13 protein-coding genes are annotated in these 17,500 nt (G+C 56.2%); 4 read left to right on the top strand and 9 right to left on the bottom strand.

The window, feature by feature from the left end; all coding sequences use genetic code 11:
* Nucleotides 1-3: 3 nt before the first annotated feature.
* Entirely contained in the window at nucleotides 4-972 is a 969-nt protein-coding gene (locus POR16_RS04080; RefSeq protein WP_005905942.1) for an ABC transporter ATP-binding protein, read from the top strand.
* Nucleotides 972-1,946 carry a peptide ABC transporter ATP-binding protein gene (locus tag POR16_RS04075; protein WP_024690161.1) on the top strand — a complete coding sequence of 325 codons (975 nt, stop codon included), beginning with the start codon at nucleotides 972-974 and terminating at the stop codon, nucleotides 1,944-1,946. Before POR16_RS04080 ends, POR16_RS04075 begins: the two co-directional genes overlap by 1 nt.
* Before the next feature lie 103 nt (nucleotides 1,947-2,049).
* Here POR16_RS04075 and POR16_RS04070 read toward each other — a convergent pair whose 3' ends face one another.
* From POR16_RS04070 to POR16_RS04055, 4 genes are all read right to left on the bottom strand, one after another.
* Complete coding sequence (locus tag POR16_RS04070; protein ID WP_005894262.1) at nucleotides 2,050-4,575, bottom strand: sulfite reductase flavoprotein subunit alpha; 2,526 nt, start codon at nucleotides 4,573-4,575, stop codon at nucleotides 2,050-2,052.
* A gap of 132 nt (nucleotides 4,576-4,707) precedes the next feature.
* Entirely contained in the window at nucleotides 4,708-5,721 is a 1,014-nt protein-coding gene (locus tag POR16_RS04065) for an alpha-xenorhabdolysin family binary toxin subunit B (RefSeq protein WP_005894265.1), read from the bottom strand.
* A 35-nt stretch (nucleotides 5,722-5,756) separates the two neighbouring features.
* Nucleotides 5,757-6,956, bottom strand: a complete 1,200-nt coding sequence (locus tag POR16_RS04060) for an alpha-xenorhabdolysin family binary toxin subunit A (protein ID WP_005894266.1) — start codon at nucleotides 6,954-6,956, stop codon at nucleotides 5,757-5,759.
* Nucleotides 6,957-7,239: 283 nt separating this feature from the next.
* Complete coding sequence (locus tag POR16_RS04055; protein ID WP_003379704.1) at nucleotides 7,240-8,403, bottom strand: type III PLP-dependent enzyme; 1,164 nt, start codon at nucleotides 8,401-8,403, stop codon at nucleotides 7,240-7,242.
* A 433-nt stretch (nucleotides 8,404-8,836) separates the two neighbouring features.
* Between POR16_RS04055 and POR16_RS04050 the strand changes: the two genes are divergently transcribed.
* The gene (locus tag POR16_RS04050; protein ID WP_042932736.1) at nucleotides 8,837-11,323 is read left to right on the top strand and encodes a M60 family metallopeptidase; all 2,487 of its coding nucleotides are present in this window, start codon (nucleotides 8,837-8,839) and stop codon (nucleotides 11,321-11,323) included.
* Nucleotides 11,324-11,606: 283 nt separating this feature from the next.
* Here the strand turns inward: POR16_RS04050 and POR16_RS04045 are convergent, their stop codons facing one another.
* The 5 genes from POR16_RS04045 to POR16_RS04025 form a co-directional block, all read right to left on the bottom strand.
* Entirely contained in the window at nucleotides 11,607-11,831 is a 225-nt protein-coding gene (locus POR16_RS04045) for an EF-hand domain-containing protein (protein WP_005894268.1), read from the bottom strand.
* 202 nt (nucleotides 11,832-12,033) lie between these two features.
* Nucleotides 12,034-13,200: an osmoprotectant ABC transporter ATP-binding protein OsmV gene (locus POR16_RS04040; protein ID WP_005894269.1), complete on the bottom strand. Its 1,167-nt coding sequence runs from the start codon at nucleotides 13,198-13,200 to the stop codon at nucleotides 12,034-12,036.
* The gene (locus POR16_RS04035; RefSeq protein WP_005894270.1) at nucleotides 13,197-13,850 is read right to left on the bottom strand and encodes an ABC transporter permease; all 654 of its coding nucleotides are present in this window, start codon (nucleotides 13,848-13,850) and stop codon (nucleotides 13,197-13,199) included. The genes POR16_RS04040 and POR16_RS04035 overlap by 4 nt, the downstream gene beginning before the upstream one ends.
* 13 nt (nucleotides 13,851-13,863) lie before the next feature.
* Entirely contained in the window at nucleotides 13,864-14,757 is an 894-nt protein-coding gene (locus POR16_RS04030) for a glycine betaine ABC transporter substrate-binding protein (protein WP_002555211.1), read from the bottom strand.
* Between the two features lie 14 nt (nucleotides 14,758-14,771).
* The gene (locus tag POR16_RS04025; RefSeq protein WP_268948630.1) at nucleotides 14,772-15,530 is read right to left on the bottom strand and encodes an ABC transporter permease; all 759 of its coding nucleotides are present in this window, start codon (nucleotides 15,528-15,530) and stop codon (nucleotides 14,772-14,774) included.
* Nucleotides 15,531-15,829: 299 nt separating this feature from the next.
* On the opposite strand from POR16_RS04025, the gene POR16_RS04020 reads away from it, so the two are divergent.
* Nucleotides 15,830-17,413 (top strand): peptide chain release factor 3, encoded by a 1,584-nt coding sequence (locus POR16_RS04020; protein ID WP_024670501.1) that lies wholly within the window; start codon nucleotides 15,830-15,832, stop codon nucleotides 17,411-17,413.
* Nucleotides 17,414-17,500: the final 87 nt, after the last annotated feature.

Here is a 17,500-nt window from a genome sequence, read left to right as displayed (position 1 = left end):
CGCATGTCACTTCTTGAAATCAAGAATCTCAATGTCCGCTTCGGCGACACCACGGCCGTACCCGTTGTGGACGGCCTGTCCCTGAGCGTAGACCGGGGTGAAGTACTGGCCATCGTGGGTGAATCGGGTTCCGGTAAATCCGTCACCATGATGGCGCTGATGGGGCTGATCGATTCGCCCGGCATCATCACCGCCGATGCGCTCAACTTCGACGGCAATGACCTGCTCAAGCTCAGCTCGCGGCAGCGTCGTCGCATCATCGGAAAAGACCTGTCGATGGTTTTTCAGGACCCGATGACGGCCTTGAACCCGAGCTACACCGTCGGCTTCCAGATCGAGGAAGTATTGCGCCAGCACCTGAACATGTCGGGCAAGGCTGCACGTCAACGTGCGCTGGAACTGCTGGAAAAGGTTGAAATACCTGGCGCTGCTGCGCGTCTGAATGCCTACCCGCATCAGCTGTCGGGCGGCATGAGCCAGCGTGTGGCGATTGCCATGGCCATTGCCGGCGAGCCAAAACTGTTGATTGCCGACGAACCGACCACCGCACTGGATGTGACCATTCAGGCGCAGATCATGGACCTGCTGCTGAGCCTGCAGAAAGAACAGGACATGGCGCTGGTGCTGATCACCCACGACCTGGCCGTCGTTGCCGAAACAGCGCAGCGTGTCTGCGTGATGTACGCCGGTCAGGCTGTCGAAGTCGGTCAGGTGCCGGGGCTGTTCGACGTACCTGCCCACCCGTACAGCGAGGCGCTGCTCGCCGCCATTCCCGAGCACAGCATGGGCGCCGAACGCCTTGCCACCTTGCCGGGCATGGTCCCAGGCCGCTATGACCGCCCGCAGGGTTGCCTGCTGTCGCCGCGCTGCCCTTACGTGCGCGACAACTGCCGGACCCAGCGTCCGGACCTGGCGCCTAAGGCACATAGCCTGGCACGCTGCTTCTATCCCTTGAACCAGGAGGTGGCGTAATGAGCGTCGTACTTACCGCCCGCGACCTTACCCGTCACTACGAAGTCTCCCGCGGCCTGTTCAAAGGCACAGCGCTGGTGCGTGCGCTCAATGGTGTGTCCTTCGAGCTGGAAGCCGGCAAGACCCTGGCGGTGGTCGGCGAGTCCGGCTGCGGCAAGTCGACACTGGCCCGCGCCCTGACCCTGATCGAAGAGCCTTCCTCCGGTTCACTGAAAATCGCCGGTCAGGAAGTCACTGGAGCAAGCAAGTCTGAACGTAAGCAACTGCGCAAAGATGTACAGATGGTCTTTCAGAGCCCTTATGCCTCGCTGAATCCGCGTCAGAAAGTCGGTGATCAATTAGGCGAACCGCTGCTGATCAACACCAAACTGTCAGCCGCAGAACGCCGCGAAAAAGTGCAGGCCATGATGGCTCAGGTCGGTTTGCGCCCTGAGCACTACCAGCGCTATCCGCACATGTTTTCCGGTGGTCAGCGTCAGCGTATCGCGCTGGCCCGGGCGATGATGCTGCAGCCCAAAGTGCTGGTGGCGGATGAACCGACTTCAGCGCTGGACGTGTCGATTCAGGCGCAGGTGCTGAACCTGTTCATGGATCTGCAAAAGGAGTTCAACACTGCTTACGTGTTCATCTCCCACAACCTGTCGGTGGTGCGTCATGTCGCCGATACAGTTCTGGTGATGTACCTGGGCCGCCCTGCGGAAATGGGCCCGAAGGAAGAGATCTACAACCGTCCGCTGCACCCTTACACACAAGCGCTACTGTCTGCGACCCCGACCATTCACCCGGACCCGCTCAAACCGAAGATCAAGATCGTCGGCGAACTGCCCAACCCGCTCAACCCGCCAAGCGGCTGCGCCTTCCACAAGCGCTGCCCCTATGCGACCGAGCGTTGCTCCACCGAAGTGCCGGAGCTGCGTCTGGTGGACAACCGCCAGGTGGCCTGCCATTACGCCGAGCAGTTCGTAGCCGCGTAGCTAAAAGCTAAAAGCCTATCGTGCCCATGCTCCAGCGTGGGCACGCCTTTCTGGACGCTCCGCGCCTGATCTTCATAAACCGCTCCATTAGCAAGAACCCCGGTCAGTACACATCCCGCCGATAACGTCCCTGCTCGATCAGCTCACTGACTCTCTGCTCTCCCAGCACGTCCTTCAACACCTGATCCACCCCCGCCGCCATACCCAGCAAGCTGCCGCAGATGTAGATAGCTGCACCGTCATCAAGCCATGTGCGCAACTCATCAGCCGTCTCGCGCAAGCGATCCTGCACGTAGACCTTCTCGGCCTGATCACGCGAGAACGCCAGGTCAAGACGGCTCAGACGACCGGCCTCCAGCCAACTCTGCAGTTCTGTAGCGCAATGGAAGTCATATGCCCGATTACGTTCACCAAATAACAGCCAGTTACGCATCTGCCCTTGGGTAATGCGGGCCCTTAAAAGGCTGCGCAAGCCGGCCAACCCGGTGCCGTTGCCAAGCAAAATCAGCGGCACCGGTTCAACCGGCAGGTGAAAGCTGCTGTTACGCCGCACGCGCAGGCTGATCGCGCTGTCGAGAGCGGCATGCTCGGTAAGCCAGCCAGACCCCAGCCCCAGCGTGCCGTCGGGATGAACCTCCTGACGAACAATGAGTTGCAGACAGCCATCTTCGGGAATGGAAGCGATTGAATACTCACGCGCAGACAGAGGCGCCAACGCATCGACCAGCGCTTGCGCATGCAGGCCCACCAGATGCGCACGGTTCTGCGGTAACTGGCAGGTGGCCAGCGCCTGTACGAGTGATTCGCGCAACCCGCCGACCTGCACCTGAGTAAACGGATCAATGCCCAACCCATCAAGAAACGGCTCAATGGCAGAAGCTGCGTTACGAGGCATCACCTCGGCCAGGTCACCCGCCTGCCAGCTGGTTGATGCTGGAGCAATCAGGTCCAGCAGATACACCTTCGAACCGCTGCTGCCAGGGTTCAGGTGCTCGCGACGCGTCAAGGTCCAGTTTTCGAAAACCGGCGCTTGCCAACTTCCCGATTGCGGTGCGCTACCGGTCAGTTGCCCGAGTTGCTGCTGCCATCGCTGCAAGGCGGCGGGATCGACCCTGTCGACTTCGATCGGAGCGAACAGGGTGCGTGCGCCACGTTCGGCCAGCCAGTCATTCAAACGATGGGCGAAACCACAGAAATGCGCATACTGCCGGTCGCCCAGCGCCAGTACTGCGTAATTGAGCGTGTCCAGAGCGATCGGGCTGCCCATTAGCTTGCGCTCGAACCCTCGGGCACTGTCCGGGGCTTCTCCGTCTCCGAATGTGCTGACGATAAACAGCGCGTTACGGCTTTGACACAGATCCTGCACGGTCACGTCGCCCAATCGCTGCACGCGCGCAGGCACCCCTGCGACCTGTAACTGGCTCGCCGTCTGCCACGCCAGTTGTTCGGCAAAGCCGCTTTGACTGGCGAAAACGATCAACCAGGCAGGCGTGTCAGCGGATACGTCTTCTGACAACGCCATGCGTGCGCTTTTGATGTCACGCTGCTTGCGGCGTCGATCCAGGTACAGCAACCAGCCAGTAACAAAAAACAGCGGCATCATCAACGCCGCAGCAGTCATGACGATTCGACCAAAGAGGCCGAAGTAGCTCCCCACGTGCAGCGCATAGTTGCTGGCCAGCAATTGCTCCCCGATGCTGAGCTCGGCATAGCGCGACACTGAACTGACCTGCCCGCTGGCCGGGTCAAGCGTGATGCTGTTCAGGGCGCGCGAATGCGGCGAGTTCTGCAGCAGGTAAAATACCGTGGCAGGCTGACCACCCGCAGCAGGCAGGCGCAGGTTATAAGCTCGTAAGCCAGGCCCGGCAGTTTTCTGAATACTGTCCCAGATGGCCGCATAGTCCACTGCCAAAGGTTCTTTATTGCCGGTGATAACCGTGGAGATCTTGCGCGGCTCCAGCGACGGGCCGCCCAGCAGCTTGTTCAGACCATTGCTCATCCAGTCATAAGACCAGCTCAAGCCAGTAATGGCGAACAGCAGGTAGAACAACAGGCACCATGTGCCAAAAACCGAATGCAGGTCCCAGTTGAAACTGCGGCCTTTTTTGGCCCAGTCGAGGGTCAGCCAGACACGCCAGTTGCGTGCCTGTCGGGGCCAGCGAAGGTAAAGCCCGGACAGGCAGAAGAACACCAGAATCAGCGTACAGGCCGCCGTAATCTGCTTGCCGAACTCGCCCATGGCCAGATAACGATGCAGTTTCAGGACGAAATCGAAAAAACCTTCACCCGCAGCATCGCCCTTCAGCTCGCCCGTGTAAGGATCGAAATTGCGTTTGGGGCCTCGTCTTTCGCCCGGTTCAGGTGTGAAGTACACCTGAGCGGCACGATTCCCAACGGTCTCGACACGCAGGATGGCAACGGTTAGCCCGGTTGCGGCCTCCAGTTTGCGCACAAGCTCGAGGGGCGGCAGTGTCGCGTGGCGCGCTTCAACAAGCAGAGCGTCAGGGTTGAAGGCATCGAGAATTTCGTCCTCGAACGAATACAGTGCGCCGGTGATACCCATCAGGGTCAGAACCAGGCCTGCCGTGATCCCGAAGAACCAGTGCATCTGAAACAGGACTTTCTTCAACACACTCGCTACTCACTCATATTGCGCGGCGCAATTAATGCACTGACGGCCATGGTGTGTCCATCTGTAACGTGCGTTTTGCCATAAGCCGCAAAGCCAGCCGGTGGTGCCAGGCGTTGCAATACCGGGCTATCAGCTACGCCAGTCGCCTCGCAGATCCACCAGGTAAGTGTTCAACGCGTTCGCCTGGCGGCTGAAATGTGTGACACGTTCTTCGCTCGTGTCGGTGGCAGGCAGCAGGCAATTGGACAGGACCTGAGACAGCGCCGCGTGGAGTTTTTCGACCTCTCGAGCGTAGTCGCCCCTGTATCCATGAACCAGTACCAGGCCAGAGAGCTGATCGCGCTTGCCTACTTCGATTGCAAGTGCTGCCCGAGTATCGCCAATCGTTTCCTGTCGGTCGGTCAGCTGTGCTTGCAGCCTGTCTCTAAGGGCCAGCAGATGATCGTAGTCAACGGCAGCGTCCAACAGGTTCAAAATGTTGGACACACCGACGATACCCGCCTTGATTGAACCAATCAGTGGACTTCTGGGATCGATGTCCGCCAGTTTCTCCAGCGACGCAACCAGAGGCTTCAATCTGTCGAAAATACTGAGGTTCTCGAGGTCTGTAATCAACGCGTTAACCACAGCGGCCTGTTCTGACACTTCATCCAGGCGCGTATTTTCAGCCGCCAGTCGAGCGCCGAGCGCAATGATTTCCTGATCAAGAGCGGGCGCAAGATAATCGACGGCGTCAACCTGCACTGCATTCAGATTGGCCAGAGCCTTATCGAGAACTTTGGCGTGGTTAGCCAGATAGGCGATTTTTTCGTCCAGCAGCGTGCTGATGATCTTATTGAACTCTGCAACCGCAGCGTCACGTTTAGTGTCGTCAGACTGGCCCTTGAGTTGTTCGACAGCCTCAAGATAAGGCAGCATCTCATCACTGTTGAAGCCATGCGGGACAAGCGTCAGCGTATCCAGCACGTTCTTGTCGACATTGCCCACTTCGATGAGCAGGCTGCGCAAGGTTTCCATCATCACGGGTAAATAAATATCACCCAGCGCGTCCGCTTGTTGTTTCAGTTTTTCACGACCGGCAACAAGCACTTCCATGTTGGGTGCGGGCAGTTGAAAAGGCGTATCAAGCACGTGAACATTCATCACAGTATTTCCTTGAATATAAGTTATATCCGCACTCAGACAACGGGCTCGTCCAGTGCATTATTGAAAGCGGTCAACAGATCAAAGGCCTGGGCCTGAATCTCTTTCCAGTTGCTCATCAAGGTTTGAAAACGGGACACAAAACTGACGAGGTACACGGCATTGCTGGTACTTTTTATGCGGTCGTAGGAGGACTCGACCAATTCTTCCAGCAGTACCCACAGGCTTTCAATGTTGCTGACGCCACTGGCAGCGCCATCAATTCTGGCTTTCAAATCCTGAAGACTGGTTTCGAACGCCAGCAGATCGCTCAACAACCTGTTTTTTTTGTTTATCGACAGTTCTATCTGACGCTTCTCTTCAATCAGCGTGTCTTTTTCAAAGAGCGCCGCGGATGCTTTGGGGCCATAGATAGAGTAGGACACCGCCCCGCCAAGAAACCCCCACCAGAAACCGATCCACCTGTAATCACAGTACGCTTCATATTCCGCAAGCTTCTGATTGATGCGCTTGTTGAGCTGCTCGGCTTCACCGGTGAGCCAGGCGATATCGTTACCTGCACTTCCTGAGCTGACCAGGTTTATTTTCAACGCCACTGCAGGAGAGATATCATCCTTGAGGTGACGCTTGAACTCAGTCACGCCGACCCTGGTACGCGTGGTGCTGGCGCTATGCTCCTTGATGTAGACCTTGAGGTCATCAATCAAGGCAAGCAAACCGGGCATCTTCTTGCTGTCCTGGTCCATCAGCGCGACCGGAGGCATCTGATCGATCTGCGACGGAGTCAAGTCGCCCACTTGAAGGGTCTGATAGGAATCCAGCCCTTTGATGAACCCGACAATCTCGGTTGCGATAGTAATCAGATTGCCCGAGAAGACATAAAGATCGCTGCCGACTTTTTGCATATTGGTTTCAATCGCTGACCAGCTTTTGGCATGGTTCTGGATACCGGTGTGCAACTCGGCAATTGCTTCCGGGCCCAAGCCGGGAATGCCATTGTCACTGCCACCTACTAACTGGCGTACTTCTTCCAGTGCGGTAGGCAGTGCCAGCCCCGTGTTGACATAACGCCTGATGCGTCGAACATCTTCGTTGGTGATCAACAAACCGGGGGCACGCGCAACTTCCGCGCCCTGACCAGTAAGGACGTCCATCAACTCCTTGCTGACACGACTGACCTCTTCCAGCGAGTGTTCATTGCCATCTGTAAATTGCGGTTCAACCGTCGTAACCATTATTAATTTCCTTATTATTGAAGCCCTGTTTTGCGACAATCAAGAACTGCCGCTTCAAGGCCACTGAAAATTAACAGAGGGTGTCAACTTTAAACAGCGAACGTAATGGACGACCCCTGTAGGAATAAGCAGCGCACCGCGCTAGAACTTATTACACACCAGAGAATACGATCATTAATACTGTGGCACCTACCGTACTTTCCGCCACACAAAGACTTATATAATTATTTTTTTGCGAACAAAAAAAAACCCATTTTCATGGGTTTTTTCTTAAGCCGGGAATTTACAGGTAAAACGATTTCAATGGTGGGAAACCGTTGAATTCCACAGCGCTGTAGCTGGTGGTGTAAGCACCGGTCGACAACCAGTACATACGGTCACCAATGGCCAGGTTGAGTGGCAGGCCGTACTTGTAGTTTTCATACATAATGTCGGCGCTGTCGCAGGTCGGCCCCGCGATGACCACTTCTTCCATCTCGCCTTTCTTCTCGGTCCAGATCGGAAACTTGATGGCTTCGTCCATGGTTTCGATAAGGCCGGAGAACTTGCCCACGTCGGTGTATACCCAACGCTCGACCGCCGTACGCGATTTACGCGCGACCAGTACCACTTCGCTGACCAGGATACCGGCGTTGGAGATCAGCGAACGGCCTGGCTCCAGAATGATTTCCGGCAGGTCATCACCGAAGTCTTCCTTCAGGAAGCGGATGATCTCTTCAGCGTAGGTTTCCAGGCTGTTGGTGCGGGTGATGTAGTTGGCCGGGAAGCCGCCACCCATGTTGATCAGCTTGAGAACGATGCCGTCTTCTTCTTTCAGGCGCTCGAAGATGACCTTGACCTTGGCGATGGCCGCATCCCAAACGCTGATGTCGCGCTGTTGCGAACCGACGTGGAACGAGATGCCGTAGGGCACCAGACCCAGATCGCGAGCGAGGATCAGCAGGTCCATCGCCATGTCGGTCTGGCAACCGAATTTGCGCGACAGGGGCCAGTCAGCCGTGGTCGAACCTTCGGTCAGGATACGCACATAGACTTTCGAGCCCGGTGCAGCCTTGGCAATGTTGCGCAGGTCCGCTTCGGAGTCGGTTGCGAACAGACGCACGCCCTTCTCGTAGAAGTAGCGAATGTCCTTGGATTTCTTGATGGTGTTGCCGTAGCTCATGCGCTCCGGGCCAACGCCACAGCTCATGACCTTGTCCAGCTCGTAGATCGACGCGATGTCGAAGCTCGACCCCTTGTCCTTGAGCAGATTGATCACTTCAACGGCCGGGTTGGCCTTGACGGCGTAGTAAACCTTGGCGAATTCGAAGCCCGCACGCAGGTCGTCATAAGCCTTGCTGATGATGGCGGTATCAATGACCACGAACGGAGTTTCTTGCTTGTCAGCGAACGCTTTCATTTTCTTGAAGGTGTCGGCTGAGTAGTAGTCTTCGACATTGATCGACATGCTGCGGGAACTCCTGATGGCAAACGGTATTGGTAAATGGGTGCAAATGAACGCCCTCTGTGTCCCCACTTTGGTTCGCCTACTTCCCAAGGCACGTCGCCGAAAGCAAAAAGGCCCTGAAGGGCTGCCTTCCTGGCCTTGCTGTCTCGTCGTCAGTACTTGAGCCGGATGGATCGTTTCCAGCATGGACGTTCGGCGCGAACTTTAGGACCTGAGGGGCCGGAGATCAACAAAAAATGTCGCGTTCTTGCACAAGGCGCTTGAGTTGCCTCGTCAAGGACCTGTTTAACCGACCAGCATGACAGGCAGATGTTCCCCTGGGCCCAGAACACGATGAGGCAAAGAGCAGCCAAACCTGTCAGCTCTGACAGTAGACGGATCGACTGCCCACGCGCCCAATATAAAGCCCAAGCCACCTCATCCGGAAATGATCATGGACGATAGACACGGTGACACTCCAGGCTCGGAGCCTGTCAGCCCCACACCACGTCAAACAAGTTTTACCGTCACAGGGAGAACCTCTGCCTACCTGAACAAGGTTCGGCAGATGCGCCCCAGGGCGCACAGTGACTACCAACCAACCAGTTTCTATGTCACGAAAGGCGAGCGCCTGGAACTCAGCCACTATGAGCAATCAGCAGGGAAAATCTCCGCTGTTATCGGCGTCCCCCGAATCAATACCCCCATCGTTATTGATCTGAAGGTCGGTCTGAATGCCATAGACGTGCCTGAGTCAGGCCTGCTGAGTTTTATCTATCAAGAGGCGGGCAAGTCTGTCCCTATAACCATAAAGGGCGACTACAGCTATGTGCCAGCCTTCACGTTGAAAGAAACAACCAACGCGATGTGGCAGGCCAGGATGGCCCAATACAACAATGCGCCTGTTGTGATGCTTACCAGCGAGCGAGCCATCATCATCGTCCGCTACGAAAGTGCCCGGCTCTACATCACCGACCCTGAAAAGCTGATGGCTTACTACGATGAAGTCATTCGGTCTCAGGATGACATCTCGGGGGCCTTGGGCGAAGGTGAGACGGAGTGGGCAATAGACCCCAATAAGCATTTCCATGTAGAAGCAGACACAGGCTACATGTTTGCCGCGGATGGACATATGGGCTACAGCGGCGCAGTGGCCCTGAGGTACTTGTTATCAGGCAATATCGCTGAGGAGCGCTGGGGCCCGTGGCATGAAAGTGGTCATCAACGGCAGATAGACCCCATGACATGGGCGGGGATGACGGAGGTGACCGTCAATATATATTCACTTGCAACGCAAGAAAGAATGGACGGCCGTGCCTCTCGCCTGGACAACCAGTACCCGTCCATAAAACAGTACCTGAACAGTTCACACCGCGTTTTTAGTGAGCTGCCCAATCTTTTTCAGAAAGCCGCCATGTTTTGGCAACTTCACCAAACATTTGGTCCGCCGTTCTACCCTCAATTGCACCAGCGCTACCGGCTCATGCAAGCCCCGCCGCAGCAGAGTGGCGACAAGATTCAACGTTTTATCGTGGAAACCTCGCTGATTAGCGGCAGGGATCTCTCAACATTTTTTGATAAGTGGGGCATTTACTCGACGCCAGAAACACTGCGACAAATTACCGATTTGCCTTCGCTGGAAAAACCAATCTGGGAGACCGATGCGACAATAACCTTTCCGATTTCTCTGCCTGTTCCGGTGTATTTTCCTGAGCTGCCCCATATCCTGTCGGACCTGAAGGCAGATTTCAACCAGACCACCCGCTTCTCTATCAATGAGAAATGGTTCGAGAAATTCCGCTACAACGTGACCAGAAACGGACTGGTTATGGCAACGGTAAATCATGCAGTCTGTACAAATTGCAGCGTCATTCTTGACGGCAACCGTTGCTATGTAGAGGTCCACATTCAGATCATGCCGGGTGAGAAATGGGCTGTAAATGTCGTCACCCACGAGCCCAATTCATTGCAGTATGAGGCGGCCAGTACCCGATCCTACCCTTTGCTCTTGGCCACCATAAGAAACCTGTTTACCGATGACCATTGTGCCGAGCTTAGACCGGGGCTTACTCAGCTCGCTTTGAATACGTATTTCTCGGAAGTCAACAGACTTCAAATCAACGAAATCCATGCTCGTTTACTGCGTCGGGCACAGCGCATTTATCTACAAAAAATGATCGCCAGCGTGCAGATAAGTTCGGGATTCATCAGCGTCGCGTTCGCCACCGCAGACTTCAAGAACTACACCTATGCACTCCGCGGCACTTCGTTGGTCTACGCCACGCTTGACAAGGGATACCCAAGCCAATCGGACCTGATCGAGAACATCTGGGTCAAGTATGGAGCTGTAGACCCCAACGACACCTACTCCATTACCGTCAGCATGGATCACTCCAGCACACCCTATGTGCTTTTTTCGGCAACCTTGGCGGAAAGCCGAATAGCGCTCCCGATACGAGCACTTTTCACTGATTACACCATGACGACGCTAACACCATTGGCCGATCAACAAACCATCAACACCCTGTACAGGACCGTCAATGGCGACCCGCTTATCAGTATTACCAATAGAGCGGACTACCAGTCTTATCTGAGCATCGCACAGCGTTTGCTGCTTCAAACAACCATCGCCAAGGTGGTGCGAACAGCAAATAGCCTGTCTGTCTACTTCGAAGGGGACGTCTTCAAAACACACAACTATAAACTTTATGTCAACGACCGATATTCCTCCGAAGTCACTCAAGGGCGCCCGTATTATTCAAGCCTGTCGAACGGAGTCTGGACCAGTAATGCAAAGTTCGACAGCGATGACAATTGCAAAGTCTTTTGCGAGCACAGCGGCATGACGTATACCCTGTATGAAAGCAATACCGCTACTGCAGTACACCTCTCAGCGTTGCAAGACGCAGACTTGACTCACTGCGACCCGAGCGCACTGTAAACAGCCCTCAGTGCCGCCGGCCATGCAGAATGGCGGCACTGCGGTAATGCTGCAACTCCACAAATCAGGAAGCCACTTGCTCCGCTGGCGAGACAATACTGGTCTTCATGCCACGCGAACGGCCCGACTTCGAAAAGACCGCACGTCTCCTCTGACCTCATCACCCACAAAAAAGATCGACAAAAAAAAGCCCTGACTCAACTCGGGCAGGGCTTAAAGTATAACGTCCAGACGTAAAACGGCCTATCGAACGTCGTCATTCTGCATTGATGACGCTGTCACACTAACCCAGGTCATTCTCATAATCCGTCAGGAACTCTTCCCAGCTTATTTCGTCATTACCATCCGAATTTATCTTGGCAAGCAAGGCTTCAAAATCTTCCGGAGTCAGGTACTTTTCCATCGTTAAACGAAACTCTGCGACGGTTACTTTTTCATCGCCATTCGTATCGTACCGGTAGAAGTCTTCGAGCGCTCGCGCCAATTGCTCATCCGTAAGCGTGGCCATCACTCACTCCCTCACTTGAATATAAAACAGCACGTAAAGCCACGAAAGTAAACGGTGCTGCGTGAAGCCACGTTAGACTCGCGACCCTCGCAACGCTACTGACAGATCTGAGAGTTGACTTACATTGTGAGGTGTGAAAAAGCAAACGCTATCTGATCAGCTTAGCCCAGGCATTTGCAGCACCGGGCTATGCATTTTCACATCAAACCTGCGCGTCTGCCGCCGCTTCCGCTGGCGAGACAATACTGGTCTTCATGCCACGCGAACGGCCCGAGCTCAGATACGCCGCAATGGACTCTTGCGTCACTTCACCTAGGAACACGTTCTCGGCATCCAGCACCGGCAGCCAGGCGCGGTTGAACTCATACATGCGCGACAGCAGGATGCGCAGGTGCTCGTCGTATGCCGCAGTGGCATTGAACTCGCGCAGGAACTGCGCACAGTTGCCTTGCTGACGATGCAGGTCACGACGACGCACATAGCCCATCGCCTTGTTTTCGCTGTCGGTGACGACGATGTAACGACGGTCGTTTTCGTCCATCACTTCCAGCGCATCGGCAACAGGGGTTTCCGGGCTGACTGAAGGTGCGTTGTCGGCGGCGTCTTCGGCCTTGACCAGCAGCAGACGCTTGAGGGTGCTGTCCTGGCCAACGAAACTGCTGACGAAGTCGTCAGCCGGATGCGCGAGCAAGGTGTCCGGGTGGTCGATCTGCAGCAGCTTGCCGCCACGGAAGATCGCGATCTTGTCGCCCAGCTTGATGGCTTCGTCGATGTCGTGGCTGACCATGATCACAGTCTTGTTCAGCGCCCGCTGCATCTCGAAGAACTCGTTCTGGATCATCTCGCGGTTGATCGGGTCGACCGCACCGAACGGCTCGTCCATCAGCAGCAACGGTGCGTCGGCAGCCAGGGCACGGATCACACCGATGCGCTGTTGCTGGCCACCGGACAATTCGCGCGGGTAGCGATGCAGGTACTGCTTGGGCTCCAGCTTGATCATACTCATCAGTTCACGAGCACGGTCATGGCAACGCTGCTTGTCCCAGCCGAGCAACTTGGGCACGACCACGATGTTTTCTTCGATGGTCATGTTCGGGAACAGACCGATCTGCTGAATCACGTAGCCGATGTTGCGACGCAGGGTCACTTCGTCCAGGCCTGTGGTGTCTTCGCCGTTGATCAGCACTTTGCCGGAGGTCGGCATGATCAGACGGTTGATCATTTTCAGCGTGGTGCTCTTGCCGCAGCCCGACGGGCCGAGGAAGACACATATCTCGCCTTCATTGACTGTGAGGCTGACCGAATCGACAGCCTTCACTTCTTTGCCGTTGCTCTGGAAAGTCTTGGAGAGGTTCTGGAGTTCGATCATTTCAGTAATCCTTTTGGAGTCAGCGTGCGTTGCAGCAATTGCAGAAGCAGGTCGGCGATGATGGCCAGAATACTGACCAGGACCGCGCCGACGATCAGCATCGACATATCGCTGCGGCTGATGGAAGCAAGAATAAGTACACCCAGACCACCGGCACCGATGGTCGCGGCAATGGTCATGACACCGATGTTCATCACCACCGCGGTGCGCACACCGGCAAGGATCACAGGCACCGCAATAGGCAGCTCGACCATGCGCAGACGCTGGCCGAAGGTCATGCCGATGCCTTTGGCGGCTTCGCGAATACCGGGTTCGACGCCAGTCAGCGCCAGGTAGGTGTTACGCATGATCGGCAACAGCGAGTAGAGAAACACTGCAGTAATTGCCGGCATCGGACCAAGGCCCTGACCGAATTTGGAGTAGAACGGCAGCAGCAGGCCGAACAACGCAATGGACGGCACGGTCAGCAGCACGGTGGCGCTGGCTTGCAGCGGGCCGGCCAGCGCCGGAAAGCGGGTCATCAGTACGCCCAGCGGGACGCCGACCAGAATGGCCAGGGTCACAGCAATGCCGACCAGGGTGATGTGCTGCGTGGTCAGATGCAGCACCTGAGCCCAGTCGATCTGGGAGAAAACGTTAAAAAAACTCATGTCGTCTCCGTCCTTAGTTAAGTGGGTGCTGACGCAGGAAATCTGCGGCAACTTTGGATGGACTCTCGTGACCAACATCGATGCGGGCGTTGAGGTCGATCATGGTCTGGGTGTCCAACAGATCAGCCAAAGGCTTGAGCAACGGGGCAATATCCGGGTGCTTGTCCAAGTAATCCTGACGGATCACCGGCGCGGCGGTGTAGTCCGGGAAGTAACGTTTGTCATCTTCCAGCACCTTGAGCTTGAAGGCGTTCAAGCGACCGTCAGTGGTGTACACCAGGCCCGCAAACACCTGGCCGTTCCGTAGCGCGGTGTAAACCAGCCCCGCGTCCATCTGGCGAGTGTTCTCACGACCGAGATTCATGTCGTAATGCTTGACCATGCCGAGCAGACCGTCGGAACGGTTGGCGAACTCAGTGTCCAGCGCTACGAGATGACCCTCTTTCGCTTCGTCTTTGAGAACTTTGGTCAGGTCGGTCATGGTGTTGACCTGTGGGTACTTGTCAGCGATTTTCTGCGGCAGCGCCAAGGCATAGGTGTTGCTGAATTTCGACGGGGAAAGCCAGACCAAGCCTTTTTTCGCGTCGAGTTCTTTCACCCGAGCGTAGGTTTGTTCGCTGTCGAGCTTTTCATCAACGTGGTTGTAATTCACCAGCGATACGCCGGTGTACTCCCAGATCAGATCCAGTTGAGCACTTTCCTGCGCGCTACGCGCCAGGCTGCTGCCCAGGCCGCCGGTGACTTGAACGTCATAACCCTTTGTACGCAGGTATTGCGCAGTGAGTTCAGACAGAATGGTCTGTTCGGTGAACACCCGTGCGCCGACGCGTAGCAGCGGCTTTTCTGCCGCCTGGGCAAATGCCGGAAACAGCAAGGCAAAGCCTAAAAACAAACATATTCTTTTCATGATAATTCCTTCGCTCAGCGAGCCAGACCGCGTTCCAGCCAGATACGACTGGCCAGTGTCACCAGGCCGTCGAGCAGCAGCGCCAGCAGAGCGGTACATGCCGCACCCAGCACCAGTTGCGGCTGATTGTTCAGCGCGATGCCGGGGAAAATCAGGCTGCCAAGGCTGTTGGCACCGATAAGAAACGCCAATGGCGCGGTCCCGACGTTGATCGCCAGCGCGACGCGCACACCACCGATGATGATCGGGACGGCATTAGGCAACTCGACACGCCACAGCACTTGGCGCGGGGTCATGCCGATGCCGACGGCAGCTTCCTTGAGTGAACCCTGGACGTTTTTCAGGCCTTCGTAGGTATTGCGCACGATGGGCAACAACGAGGCGAGGAACAGCGCGAAGATTGCAGGCCCGCTGCCGATCCCGAGAATCCCGAGGGCAATGGCCAGAACGGCGAGAGGCGGAACAGTGTTGCCGATGTTGAATATCTGCATGAAGCGTTCGGCACGGCCAACCATGCTCGGACGGCTGAGTGCGATACCTGCCGGGATACCGACCACCAGGGCCGCCAACATTGAAACCAGAACCAGAATCAGGTGAGCCTGGAGGTAGAACAGCAGGTCGTCCTGGTATTGCTTGATAGTACTGATGCCGATCCAGTGGATCAGCAGGGCCAGGAGTGCGATCACAACCGCGCCTCCCAATAGCCCCTTGCCATAGCGATTTGCCACAGGCGGACTCCTTATTTCAGTCGGCGAACGCGTTGACCTGTGCATCCGAAAGGGATGCCGCCAATAACGTTCGCGAAGAGCAGCGGGTGGGTCGCCGGTAAGGGATTAACCTCGGCGAAAACACAAGCCATAAGCGCAGCTTCGTCAAACCAACATGCTGATGATTCAGCCCCCGACGTTGGCCTCCGTAGCGGCCTTGACGGGGGAATGGACGTCTCCACGACCGGAAAGGTTCCCACATGAGACATTATCTAGCCATCGTTTATTGTCTGAACGGTTCGGTTATTGCCGCAAGTTGAGCTATAATCTGCGCCCTTTTTCGATCCCATTCCAGGCGATTTCCCATGACCCAACAGGCCGCCGAAGTCGCGAAACGCCGCACTTTCGCCATTATTTCCCACCCGGATGCGGGTAAAACCACCATCACGGAAAAACTCCTGTTGATGGGCAAGGCAATCTCCATTGCCGGTACGGTCAAGTCGCGTAAATCCGACCGGCACGCCACATCCGACTGGATGGAAATGGAGAAACAGCGTGGTATTTCGATTACCACATCCGTGATGCAGTTTCCGTATCGCGACCACATGATCAACCTGCTCGACACGCCGGGTCACGAAGACTTCTCCGAAGACACCTACCGCACCCTGACGGCAGTCGACTCGGCACTGATGGTCCTTGACGGTGGTAAAGGTGTCGAGCCACGTACCATTGCGCTGATGGACGTCTGCCGCCTGCGCGACACGCCTATCGTGAGCTTCATCAACAAGCTCGACCGCGACATTCGTGACCCTATCGAGCTGCTCGACGAGATCGAAGCGGTCCTGAAGATCAAAGCCGCACCGATCACCTGGCCGATTGGCTGCTATCGAGATTTCAAAGGTGTCTATCACCTGGCCGATGACTACATCATCGTCTACACCGCAGGCCACGGGCACGAGCGCACCGAAACCAAAATCATCGAGAAGCTCGATTCGGACGAAGCCCGCGCCCATTTGGGCGACGAGTACGATCGCTTCGTGGAGCAACTGGAACTGGTGCAAGGCGCCTGTCACGAGTTCAACCAGCAGGAGTTCATCGACGGTCAATTGACCCCGGTTTTTTTCGGTACGGCGCTGGGCAATTTCGGGGTCGATCATGTGCTTGATGCCGTGGTGAACTGGGCGCCGATGCCGCTGGCACGGGTTGCCAACGAGCGCACCGTCGAGCCGGAAGAAGAAAAATTCGCCGGCTTCGTGTTCAAGATTCAGGCGAACATGGACCCCAAGCACCGCGATCGCATTGCGTTCATGCGTATCTGTTCGGGGCGCTACGAGAAAGGCATGAAAATGCGTCACGTGCGCCTGGGCAAGGACGTGCGGATCGGCGACGCGCTGACCTTCTTCTCCTCGGAACGTGAGCAACTCGAAGAAGCCTACGCTGGCGATATCATCGGCTTGCACAACCACGGCACCATCCAGATCGGCGACACCTTCACCGAAGGCGAAGCACTGGGCTTCACCGGTATTCCGCACTTCGCCCCGGAGCTGTTCCGTCGCGTGCGACTGAAAGACCCGCTCAAGTCCAAGCAATTGCGCCAGGGCCTGCAACAGCTGGCCGAAGAAGGCGCCACCCAGGTGTTCTTCCCGCAGCGCAGCAACGACATCATTCTCGGCGCCGTCGGTGTGCTGCAGTTCGACGTGGTCGCCAGCCGCCTGAAGGAAGAATACAAGGTCGAATGCGCGTATGAGCCGATCACAGTGTGGTCAGCTCGCTGGATCGACTGCGCCGACAAGAAGAAGCTCGAGGAGTTTGAAAACAAGGCCGTGGAAAACCTGGCAGTGGACGGTGGCGGTCACCTGACCTACCTCGCCCCTACCCGCGTGAACCTGGCGCTGATGGAAGAACGCTGGCCCGACGTGAAATTCCGCGCCACTCGCGAGCACCATTGACAGACCGATAGCGAGGCAGTGTGACGCAGAGCGTGACCCTACTACCGCCTCTATCGTGCCCATGCTCCGCGTGGGCATGTCTTTCTG

This window comes from Pseudomonas coronafaciens pv. oryzae str. 1_6 (assembly GCF_000156995.2).
GTDB classification, from domain to species: Bacteria; Pseudomonadota; Gammaproteobacteria; order Pseudomonadales; family Pseudomonadaceae; genus Aquipseudomonas; species Aquipseudomonas tremae.
Note: the sequence above shows the minus strand (reverse complement) of the source record. Positions and strands in the feature narration are given on the sequence as shown.